The following is a 10465-nucleotide window of genomic DNA, read 5'->3' as shown; positions in this document are numbered from 1 at the left end:
ACGTCGGACCAGCTGCACCCAGCCGGCACCGGCGGTCGCCGCTGTCCGGTCACAGGATGATGCTGAGCTTGCCGTGGTCGTACAACGTTTCGTGGTCGAGCTCCACGACCCGTCGGCGGATCCGGAGGGACTCCCCCTCGACGACGAGTGCGGACCGGTACTTCCCGACGTAGGCGTCCGAGCGCCCGTGCCCGAACCGGTACACGACGAGGTTCGCCGTCACGTCGAGATGGCTGCCCCGGTCGGTCAGGATCTCCACGTTGCTGATCATCCGGTTCGTGCGGGACCGGGGATTCTCGCACCACACCTCACCGTTGAGGAGTTGTTCGATCCGCTGGCGCAGCCGGGCGGCGTCGTCGTCGACGAGCGCGAGCGCGTCGACCGGTCCACCCCGTACGTCGGTGGCCGGCACGCGGTAGCGGACGTCGTCGGTGAGCATCTCGTCGTACCACTCACGCAGGCGCCACTCGTCGAGCAGCCGCGCCTCGCGGAAGAGAAACTGGCTCACCCGGTGCCACAACCTCAGCTGGACCGTGTCGTCGACCGTCAGCTCGGTGGTCACTGTGGCCACTCCCCTTGCGTCTCGGCCGGGTGAGCGATCTCGAGGTGCCCGGCGTCGCCGTGCATCAGCCGGTCCCACTGCCGCCAGAACTCGCGGGCGGGTAACTCGTCGGTCGTCTCCGGGACCGCCTTGTTCATGCCCCGGGACAGGTCCGAGTAGCGGACCGTACGGTTGAGGTAGCCTCGCTGGCACGATTCGATGATCTCGATGTCGTCAGGGGTGGCGAAGCCGGCAGGGCCGAGGAACGTCAGGTAGTGGCTCTTGCGGAGCTCCCTGATCTCCGGATCCTCGTCCTTCGGGGCCAGGGCGACCGAGGTGATGGCCATTCGGCCGGCACCGACCGGGTCGATCTTGCGGATCGTGATGGCGATCGCGTCGATGATCATCAGGTTGGGAAAGATCAACACCGCCCGGTTGGTGCTGGTGATCCGTTCGGCGCGTTGGGCCCCGAACCGATCGACGAACCGGGCGGCCGTCGCCTCGATCCGTGGCCGGACCTCGGGACTGAACATCGGCGTCCAGTACGCGAGCGGGCGGGCCGCCGCCGGCGGCAGTTCGTTGGCGCCATGCCCCAGGCCGAGGGCTCGGCCGAAACCGCCTCGTCGTCGTGGTGGCACCGACCCCAGCGACTCCATGTAGCCGACGTACCGCTTGTGCAGGGCCCGGAAATGGTAGATGTCGACGCTGTTCTCCATCATGAGCTTCCAGTTGGCCCGCGCCCCGTGCAGCTGCGCGCCCTGAATCACCTCCATTCCGACCTCGGACTGGTCGTCAAGAAGATCGAGGTACTCGGCCGCACCCGCCAGATATTCGGTCAAGGTGAGCGGCTGCCGCTGATCGAAGGTGACGAACACGAAACCGCGGTAGCTGTCACTGCGATGCAGGGCCAGGCCGAAGTCCGCTTTGCGGAAACCCGGCCCGTACCCGTCCGGGATCGGGACCCCGACCAGGTCGCCCCGGTTGGAAAACGTCCAGTCGTGGTACGGACACCGGAACGATCTGGCCTGCCCGGACGGCTGCGAACAGATCAGCGCCCCCCGGTGGGGGCAGCTGTTGGCGAACACCCGGATCACTCCGTCGGAACCGCGCGCCATCACCACCGGACGCCCGCCGACGTCGCGGGCCACATAGCAACCCGGCGCGGGCACCTCTGATTCATGGCCGACATACAGCCAACAGCGGTCGAAGATCATGGCCGTTTCGCGCGCGGCCAGATCGTCATCGGTGTAGGCGCGGCGATCCACCCGGAACGACATGCGCTCGCGGTCGTCGACGACGATCGGGTCGATCACCGCCCGCTGCAGCTCGATCGTCACTGCTCCGCCCTCCGCCGTAGCGCCTCGACCGTGCCGGCCACCAGCTCCGCCGTGCGTACCGCGGAATCGCCACACTGCGGCTGCGCGGCGCGCAGCCGGGCCCGGTAGTGCCGGGCGGGATCGAGCAGATCGCCGACCGCGTCCGCGACCGCGCGGGCGGTGACGTCGGCCGGCCCCAGCGCCGTTCCGAAGCCCGCGCTGGTCACGAAGTGCGCCTGGATCGGCTGATCCACCGCCAGCGGGATCACCAGCATCGGTGTCGCCGCCCGGATCGACTCCGCCACGGAGTTGTACCCACCGTGGGTGATGAACACGTCGGCGCGCTCAAGCACCTCACGTTGCGGCAGGTACGGGGCGGTGAGCACGTCGTCGGGCAACGCGAGCTCCGCGGCCAGGTCCCCGACGGCGGCGATCACCTGCGCACCGGTCGCCGCCGCCCCGGTGATCACCGTGCGCAGCAGGTCCGGCCGCCGGTAGAAGATCGTGCCGAAGGAGACGTAGACCACCGGACGGTCCGGGTCGAGCCGGTCCAGCCCCGCGAGGGCGACCTCGTCGCCACGGATCCCCGCCGCCCCGGGCAGCCCGACCAGTTGCACCCCGTCGTCGGTGACCGCGTCGTCCCCGACGAGCGCGGGGATCGTCGGCATCAGGTTGAGAATCGGCGACCGCGCCGAATGGGTCCGGGTCGACCACGCCACCCCGTGCCGGGTCAGATAGTCGCCGACCTGCTCGTCGTACGGCCAGCGAGCTCGTCGGTGCTCGCGCGGGCACACCCCGCCCAGGTTTGCCCAGATCATCCCGTACGGCACGCCGGAGCGCTGCGCACCGACCATGGCCGAGGCGGTCACTGGCAGCGAATCGAGGAGTACGAAGTCCGGGTCGGTCGTCTTGATCGCGTCAGCCGTCTGATCGGCTACCGGCGACGCCTGCAGCATCGGACCGATCTTCGCCGGATCGCCGCTCCAGGGTGCCATCTCGACCTGCCCGATCAGGTGGGCCTGCGTCGTGCCGACAGCGCGGCGACGCTGCTGGTCGAGCTCGCCACCGTCTGCGGACAACAGCAGCAGCGTCACCTCACCGCCGGCAGCTCGTAGCGCATTGACCACCGGAACATAGGGGTTCAGGTGACCATGCTGAGTCGTGGTGACAAGGGCGACGCGCATCAAGTCTCCGATTCGACGGGGGCGACGAGGTGCTACATGATCAGCTTCACAGCAGCCTGCCGGGGCGGACAATCGATGTCAATGCCTGGGAAGAATCGACCACCACTACTTTGCCGCAGGCGGATTCCACCCTCCGGAAAGGTTGCCATTTGGCCGTTTCAGGCGAGTCGGAGTAGTTGGAGTGGCCGGTCTGGTTTTCCACTCAACTGGGGGCGTAACTGCGACTCGACCTCAATTCTGGCCGTCCGACAAGACCGGTTCCCGTGCCGCCGAGCCCGGCCGGGAAGGCTAGCCTGCTGGTCATGCGGACACCGGACGACCGGCTCGAACTGGCCGCCGACCCGGCCCGGCCCACCGGGCGTACGCTGCTCGCCGGCGGGGTCGACCAGTCCTACGTGGATGTCGCCGACCCCACGTACCTGCACTTCGAGTACGTCCGTCGGATGGCCGCCGTGGCCGACCTCGCCGCGCCCGCCGGCACCCGGCTGGACGTGCTGCACCTCGGCGGCGGCGCGCTGACGCTGCCCCGCTACCTCGCCGCGACCCGACCGGAATCGACGCAGGTCGTGGTGGAACGGGATCCGGCGGTGGTCGCGCTGGTGGACCGGAACCTGCCGCCCCGACCGGCCGGCGTCGAGGTCCACGTGGCCGACGCACGGGCGGCGGTCACCGCCGCGCCCGCCGACGCCTACGACCTGGTGCTCGCCGACATCTACCAGGCAGCGCGGATGCCACCGCACGTCGCCACGGTCGGCTTCGCCGCCGAGGTGGCCCGGGTGCTCCGACAGGACGGAATCTACCTGGTCAACGTCACCGACCTGCCGCCGCTGGTCGGCAGCCGGGTACAGGTGGCCACCCTGCGGACGGTCTTCGCCGACGTCTGCGTCGTCGCCGACCGGCGGATGCTGCGCGGTCGGCGGTACGGCAACGTGGTGCTCGCCGCGACGCGGCGCCCGGACCGGCTGCCGGTGGCGCTCCTGGCCGCCCGGACGTCACGGGACCCCGTACCGGGCCGTGTCCTGCACGGGCCGGCGCTGGACCGGTTCGTCGCCGGTGCCCGGCCCCGCGCCGACGACCCGCAGCGGTGAGCGTGGTCAGGACAGCAGCGCGGGGCCGTACTTCGACACCACGGCCAGGATCAGCACCAGCATCCAGATCGTCACCACGATGACGTCCAGGTCGGCGTCGACGAACTGCCGGGCCGAGCGGTGCGGGCGCGGCGGCAGGAAGAGATTGCCGTCGCGGATGTTGACGTGGGTCAGGGTGGCGAACACCAGGGTGGTGGAGACGGTCACCAGCAGGCACCATGGGCAGAGCGCGCCGATGACGAACATCGACTGGTAGAACAGCCAGTAGGCGAAGATCACTCCCAGGGTGTATACGACCTGCGCCGCGAACATGAACCACCGGGGGAACCGGACCCCACCCAGCGCGGCGACCGCGATGGTGATCACCACCGGCTCCGCGACCAGCCCGAGGAATGCGTTCGGGAAGCCGAACAGCTGCGCCTGCCAGGAGCCGCCCACCGTGCCGCAGCTCAACACCGCGTTGATGTTGCAGGTGAGGTTCGCGGCCGGGTCGGCGGCCAGGCGTACCGCGTCGACCGACAGCACGAACGAGGCGAGCAGGCTCAGGCACGCCGAGAACAGCATCGTGCCGTAGATCCAGCCGTTGGAGTGCCGTACCGCACGCAGCCGGGTCAGCGGCGCGGTCACTGCGGCCCCGCCGCGGCCGCGGTGAGCGCCCGGGTCAGCGTGCCGGCGGTGTACAGATCGCCGGTGAACGTCGTGCCGTCGATGCGCACGGTCGGGGTGCCGGAGATGCCGCTGGCGAACGCCTGTTCGGTGGCCGCGGCGGTCCAGGACACGAACCGTCGGTCGTCGAAGGTGGCCACGACCGCCGCCGGCACGCCGACGTCCCGGGCCAGTGCGGCGATGGCGTCGTCGGACAGTCCTTCGGTGCCCTCGGCGGGCTGCTGCTCGAACAGCGCCTGGTGGAACGCGAGCAGTTGCTCGGGTGCCCGGTCCGCGACGGTCGCCACCGCGTTCGCGGCCCGGGTGGAGTATTCGCTGCCGGCGGAGGCCTCGTCCAGAAACGACAGCGGGTAAAGCTGCAGGCGGACGGTGCCCTGAGCGACCAGCCGGGCGACGTCGTCGCCGTTGGCCCGTTCGAAACGACCGCAGAAGGGACACATGTAGTCGAGGAACACCTCGAGTTCCACCGGGGCCGCCGGGTCCCCGATGGTGAGCGAACCGGCTGCGGTGGCCGACGACGGCCGCTGCGCCGCATCCGCATCCGTCGCGACGCCGCCGGGCTTTCGGCCCATCGCGTCGACGACCGTCACCGCGATCGCCACGACCAGCGCGGCGATCACCACACCGCCGACCGCGTACGCCCACCGCCGCCTGCGACCGCGCTGCGCGGCGATAGCGGCCTGCGCCTCGCGCAGTGCGCGCGCCCTGTCCCGGCTCTGCTTGCCCACTGTCGTACTCCCGTGGTCGCCACCCGACGGCGCGCGGCGGCTCGGGGCCGAGGCCACCGTGCTGACCCTGTCGGGCCCACTCTCCGCCATCCCCACGCCGGCCGCCGCCGGCGAAGGTCACTACCCGGCCGGGCCATTGGTCCTACGACCGGGCTGCACCATGGGCGGCGCAGCCGTGACGGGCCGGTGCCCCCGGCACCGGCCCGACGCGACGGTGGGACAGCTCAGGTTGGCGGGAGGTCAGCTTCCGGTGCAGGTGGCGGTGGCGCCGCTACCGTTTCCGGCGCCCTGGAAGCCGAAACTGGTGCTCTGACCGGCGGCCAACCGACCGTTGTAGCTCTGGTTCGTGACAGTGACCGTGCCGCTGGTACCGCTGACGACGCCGTTCCACATCGAACTGACCGACGCGCCACCTGGCAGGTTGAGTGTGACCAGCCAACTGGTGAGCGGGGTGCTGGCAGCGGTCACGGTGACGGTCGCGACGAACCCGCTGTTCCACTGGTCCTGCACCGTGTAGGCGGCGGTGCAGGCCGGCGTCCCGCCGGGTGGCGGGGTCGTCGGCGGCGGAGTGGTCGGTGGTGGGGTCGTCGGCGGCGGAGTGGTCGGCGGTGGGGTGGTCGGCGGCGGGTCACCGTCGAGTGTCAGGTTCTTCTGCTGCACGCTCCACTGGCTGCGGCACAGCCCGCAGTCCGCGCCGACGAAGTTGGCACCGGCGGCGGTGTCGCCCTTCAACCGCCACTTGAGGTAGAGCACCGCCACCCGACCGAACTCGCCGCCATTGGGCTGGTCGTAGGTGCCACCGTGCCCCACGTTCAGGTTGCCCATGAAGGCGGGCAGCCCGGCCGGCAGTTTTCCCCAGTCGTCGACGGCGTTCGGGTACGCGATGTCGCTGGGACCGCCGATGAAATAGGCGATCGGCTTGGTCAGTCTCCTGAGCTGGTAGTCGTCGGCGTCGTTCAACAGTCCACTGCTGAAGATGCCGGTCGTGGTGACACGCGGGTCGTTCGAGACGGCGTAGGCCTCCAGCCCGCCGCAGGAGAAGCCGGCCACGGCGACCTTGGTCGTGTCGAGCCTGTCGTAGTACTTGCTGCCCGGTCGGGAGTTCTCCGCGACGGCCCAGTCGATGGACCGGGTGAGCATCTGCGACGTGGTGGAGCCGGATCCGTTCGGCGCGCCGTTGGCGATGGCGAGGAAGCCGTGGGAGGCGATTTCGCGGAGGAAGTTGCCCTGCGACAGGCCGTTGGCTGAGCAGCCGCCGTTGCCCCAGGCGAGGATCGGGAGGCGCTCGGCCGGCAGGGTCTGCGGTCGGAAGATGGTGTGGTTGGGCAGGCTGGCCGCGGTCTCGTAGTCGGCGGGATAGGGACCGGAGCCACCGATCGCGGCGCTTGCCGGTGGCGCGCCGAGCGCCACGATCACTGCGGTGGCCGGGACGAGGGCGGCGGCCAGGCCGGCACCGATCATCGATCTTCTTCGCATGTGCCTCTCCAGCGGGTGTCGCGACGGGCGCGTGGACCGCCCGGCCGCGGTCCCCACAGCGCTCCGAGGGGAGCTGTGCAGTTACTATCACCGTCGCAACGAAAAGTGTCAATGGATTGTCTGCCCTGACCGGCCACGGCCGCCGTCAACCTGGCGAAGGCGGGGCGGCCCGGGCGCCACCGGTCGGTTCGGGGTGTGCGGGATCATGCGACGCCGTGAAGTGGGTGATCCACGCGGCGGCGTCCGGCCAGTACGGTGTCGCCACCTCGACGAGGCGGGCCTGCGCGAGCGCACCGAGCGCACAGTGGATGTCCAGGAATATCTCCCTGGCCTGCTGCCGGGGCCAGGGCTGTGGTAGCAGGTGGGCCGGCAGATCCGGATCGGTGTCCGGGAACCACCGCCAGGAATCCATGGCCGAGGTCCGGGCCACCAGCGCTGCCGCGGCGTCCACCGCCCCGTTGCGCACCGCGGTCCGCAGCGGCGCGTACCGCGCGATGAAGCGTGAGTACGCGGCGGAGAGCCCGGCCAGGTCGTAGGCGCTGGCCGGGCCGTGCGGGCCGGCCTCCTCGTCGAACCGGACATGCATGACCGACCACCGGGCACCTGCCACGTGGTGCAGCAGTTCGTCCAGCACCTGCCGCACCGGCGCCGCGTCGGTTCCCGGCCGGATCCAGGCGCTGTCGTACAGACCCACGAAGCGCAGCGCGCCCAACGATCGGCGGACCGCGTGTCGCACGGCCTGCCCGGAACTCGGGATCGAGTACGACACCAGCAACCACTCACCGGTCCACCGCGGTGGCTGGGCACCGAAGTTCAGGAAGTGCCGCATCCGCTGTCGGTGCCGGGCGATCGCGACGGGCGTGAGGTGGTAGACCGGCGGCCGGCCGCGCCCTCGGGTCGCGATCAGACCGCGCTTGACCAGGCGGGACAGCGCCGCCCGGGCGCTTGGCTCGCTGACTGCGAACTCGCCCAGGATCGCAATGACCGCCGTCGACGGCAGGCCGGCGTCCGCCGAGTCGAGATACTCACCGAGCAGGGTCGCCAGTAGATGCTGTGGGCTGGAGCCGACCTGTGCACGGGGAATTCGAATGTCGTCGGTGGGTTCCTCGGCGTTCACCTCACCAGACTGCACCGGTCGGGCACCGCCCCGCCGGCCGCCGTGCTCGGTCAGGCCCGTCGTTCGTAGACGACGACCGGGACACCGCCCGGGTCGACGACCACCGACCGCCGCTCGTGCGGGCCCGGCACGGGCTCCCCGACCGACGCGCCGGATGCGGCCAGTTCGGCGACGCAGCGGTCGAGGTCGTCGACTTCGACGCTGAGCAGGGTGCGGCCGGCGACGGGCTGCTGTGATCCGTCGGCCAGGCCGATGGTCACCGTCCCGTCGGTGAGCGCGACGTACCGGTCGCCGTCGCGGAACCGCACCGTCAGTCCGAGCCGGGTGTAGAAGTCGACCTGGGCGGCCAGGTCTGCGGCCGGAACGATCACGTGGCCGATCCTCATCGCCGGAACCTCGGCATGACCTCGCGGGCGAACCGTTCGACGATCTCAACGGACCGCTCGATCGGCAGCCCGAGCCACTGGGCGCGGAAGACGAAGTGGTTGAAGCCGGCGGCGGCGAAGTCGGAGATCTTCGCGGCGATGTCGTCGGGCGAGCCGAAGAAGAGCGCCTTCTCCTTGATCGCCTCCCACTGGGACTCGAAGAAGTCCATGCCGTACTGGACGTACTCGCCGTAGGACCGGCGGACCGCGTCGCCGGCGATCGCGTGCGCGGCGTCGGCCGAGTCCGCGACGCACAGGTCCCGGTGGATCGGGAACACCGCGTCCTGCTCGCTGAAGCCGGCCGCCGTACGCAGCTGCCGGTATTCGGTCAGGTTTCCCACGGCCCAGTTGCGGCGCACGTTGGACGGGGCGAGCCACGGCAGGCCCTGACGGGCGATCCGGGCGATGCCGGTCGGTCCGTTGGCGCCGACCCAGACCGGCGGGTGCGGCCGCTGCCGCGGCAGTACGCTGCACCGCACCCCGTCCAGGGTGAAGTGCCGCCCCTCGTGGTGGACGGGCTCACCGGTCCACAACCGCTGCATCACCGCCAGCGCCTCGTTCATCCGCGACACCCGGGTACGCCGGTCGACGCCGAACGAGGCGAACTCGGCGTCGCGGTAGCCGGAGCCGATGCCCAGGACGAACCGGCCGCCGGACATCTGGTCGATCGTGGCGATCTCCTCGGCCCAGTGCACCGGATGCCCGAGCGGCAGGATGAGGATGCCGGTGCCGATCTGCATGTTGCCGGAGTGCTCGACGAGCCGGCTCAGCAGCGGCATCGGCTGCGGTGTGGCCAGTGACGACAGATAGTGGTGGATACCGAACACCGAGTCGTAGCCGAGGTCGCGGATGTGCTGGACGTACTCGACCGTCTCACCGGTCCGCCGCTGCAGGTCGTCGCCGAGCTCGTACTGGTGGTCGAGAAGGATGCCGAACTTCACGACCGCGCCCTACTTCTCGCGCGACCGGGTGTCGCTGAGCCGGAAGTACGGTGCGACCAGCCGGTCCCGGTCGGCCAGCGCCCGGCCGATGCCCTTCTCCCGGCGCTCCTTGAGGAAGTTCCAGTCCCCGTCGTCGAAACTGACGTTGGTCGCCCAGCCGTGCCCGACCCAGCCGGTCATCGCGCCGAGGCCCTTGCCCCGGGCCTCCATGACCAGTTGCATCATCGACTTGCCCATCATCAGCGAGTCCAGTGGCATGACAGCGATCGCGTCGGCGTAGTCGTCGACCCAGCGCTGTAGTTCGTCACGCTCGACCACCTTGGTGACCAGGCCCTTGCGCTCGCCCTCCTCGGCGCCGATGGCCCGCATGGTCAGCATGACGTCCTTCATCGTGGTCAGACCGACCTTCTCGATCCAGTGGTACATGTCCTGCGGGGCGGGACCGAGGTAGCGGAACGCCGGATGGGTGAACCGGGCGTCGGGGCTGGCGATGACGATGTCGGCCGACAGCGCGATCTGGAAGTGGCCGCCGTAGCAGTACCCCTGCACCTGGCAGATGGTCGCCTTGAGCGACTCGATGATCGGGCGGGTGAATCCGGAGCTGAGCACGTTGCGGTCGGGCAGGATGCGTTGCCGCTGCGCCGGCCGCCGCCGCGACGACTTGTCGGTGCCGGTCCGGTAGCCGATGTAGTGCCCGAGCTCGGCGGCGTCGGCGCCGGTGCCGAAGTGTTCGCCTTCGCCCTTGAACACGATGACCTTGACCCGGTCGTCGGTCTCGGCCTCGCGCACCAGGTCGCCGACGCGCTCGAAGGCGGCCACCGGAATGGCGTTGAGCCGCTCGGGACGGTCGAAGGTGATGGTCGCGACCGACCGCTGCTCGTCGACGTCGTACCGGACGTACTTCGCCAGGACCTCGGGATCGACCTCCATGTTCTCGACGTCCCACTGGTGTTCCAGAAGTTCAGCTTCGGTCTTCTTCACGA

The 10465-nt window shown here is 70.1% G+C and carries 11 protein-coding genes; 1 reads left to right on the top strand and 10 read right to left on the bottom strand.

The window, feature by feature from the left end; translation table 11 throughout:
• Window positions 1–49 precede the first annotated feature (49 nt).
• From ACN28F_RS30970 to ACN28F_RS30960, 3 genes are read right to left on the bottom strand one after another with little or no spacing between them, the layout of a single operon-like run.
• Window positions 50–562 carry an aromatic-ring-hydroxylating dioxygenase subunit beta gene (locus tag ACN28F_RS30970; RefSeq protein ID WP_289205976.1) on the bottom strand — a complete coding sequence of 171 codons (513 nt, stop codon included), beginning with the start codon at window positions 560–562 and terminating at the stop codon, window positions 50–52.
• A complete protein-coding gene (locus ACN28F_RS30965) occupies window positions 559–1878 on the bottom strand; it encodes an aromatic ring-hydroxylating oxygenase subunit alpha (RefSeq protein ID WP_289205975.1) in 1320 nt (439 codons plus the stop codon). Before ACN28F_RS30965 ends, ACN28F_RS30970 begins: the two co-directional genes overlap by 4 nt.
• Window positions 1875–3041, bottom strand: a complete 1167-nt coding sequence (locus tag ACN28F_RS30960) for a glycosyltransferase (protein WP_421361017.1) — start codon at window positions 3039–3041, stop codon at window positions 1875–1877. The genes ACN28F_RS30965 and ACN28F_RS30960 overlap by 4 nt, the downstream gene beginning before the upstream one ends.
• Window positions 3042–3343: 302 nt before the next feature.
• Between ACN28F_RS30960 and ACN28F_RS30955 the strand changes: the two genes are divergently transcribed.
• Entirely contained in the window at window positions 3344–4129 is a 786-nt protein-coding gene (locus ACN28F_RS30955) for a spermidine synthase (protein WP_421361015.1), read from the top strand.
• A 6-nt stretch (window positions 4130–4135) separates the two neighbouring features.
• Here the strand turns inward: ACN28F_RS30955 and ACN28F_RS30950 are convergent, their stop codons facing one another.
• The 7 genes from ACN28F_RS30950 to ACN28F_RS30920 form a co-directional block, all read right to left on the bottom strand.
• The gene (locus ACN28F_RS30950; RefSeq protein ID WP_289205972.1) at window positions 4136–4756 is read right to left on the bottom strand and encodes a vitamin K epoxide reductase family protein; all 621 of its coding nucleotides are present in this window, start codon (window positions 4754–4756) and stop codon (window positions 4136–4138) included.
• A complete protein-coding gene (locus tag ACN28F_RS30945; RefSeq protein ID WP_289205971.1) occupies window positions 4753–5523 on the bottom strand; it encodes a DsbA family protein in 771 nt (256 codons plus the stop codon). Before ACN28F_RS30945 ends, ACN28F_RS30950 begins: the two co-directional genes overlap by 4 nt.
• 240 nt (window positions 5524–5763) lie before the next feature.
• On the bottom strand, window positions 5764–6999 hold the full coding sequence (locus ACN28F_RS30940) for a cellulose binding domain-containing protein (protein ID WP_421361014.1): 1236 nt from the start codon (window positions 6997–6999) through the stop codon (window positions 5764–5766).
• 145 nt (window positions 7000–7144) lie between these two features.
• The gene (locus ACN28F_RS30935) at window positions 7145–8116 is read right to left on the bottom strand and encodes a PaaX family transcriptional regulator C-terminal domain-containing protein (protein ID WP_421361012.1); all 972 of its coding nucleotides are present in this window, start codon (window positions 8114–8116) and stop codon (window positions 7145–7147) included.
• A gap of 50 nt (window positions 8117–8166) precedes the next feature.
• Window positions 8167–8502, bottom strand: a complete 336-nt coding sequence (locus ACN28F_RS30930; RefSeq protein ID WP_421361011.1) for a VOC family protein — start codon at window positions 8500–8502, stop codon at window positions 8167–8169.
• Window positions 8499–9482, bottom strand: a complete 984-nt coding sequence (locus ACN28F_RS30925; RefSeq protein ID WP_289205967.1) for an LLM class flavin-dependent oxidoreductase — start codon at window positions 9480–9482, stop codon at window positions 8499–8501. The genes ACN28F_RS30930 and ACN28F_RS30925 overlap by 4 nt, the downstream gene beginning before the upstream one ends.
• A gap of 9 nt (window positions 9483–9491) precedes the next feature.
• Window positions 9492–10463, bottom strand: coding sequence for an enoyl-CoA hydratase/isomerase family protein (locus ACN28F_RS30920; protein ID WP_289205966.1), 972 nt, complete (start codon window positions 10461–10463; stop codon window positions 9492–9494).
• Window positions 10464–10465 lie beyond the last annotated feature (2 nt).

Origin of the sequence: Solwaraspora sp. WMMA2101, from assembly GCF_049179175.1 — a bacterium.
Taxonomy (GTDB): domain Bacteria; phylum Actinomycetota; class Actinomycetes; order Mycobacteriales; family Micromonosporaceae; genus Micromonospora_E.
The sequence above is the reverse complement of the archived record's forward strand: the minus strand, read 5'-3'. Positions and strand labels throughout refer to the sequence as shown.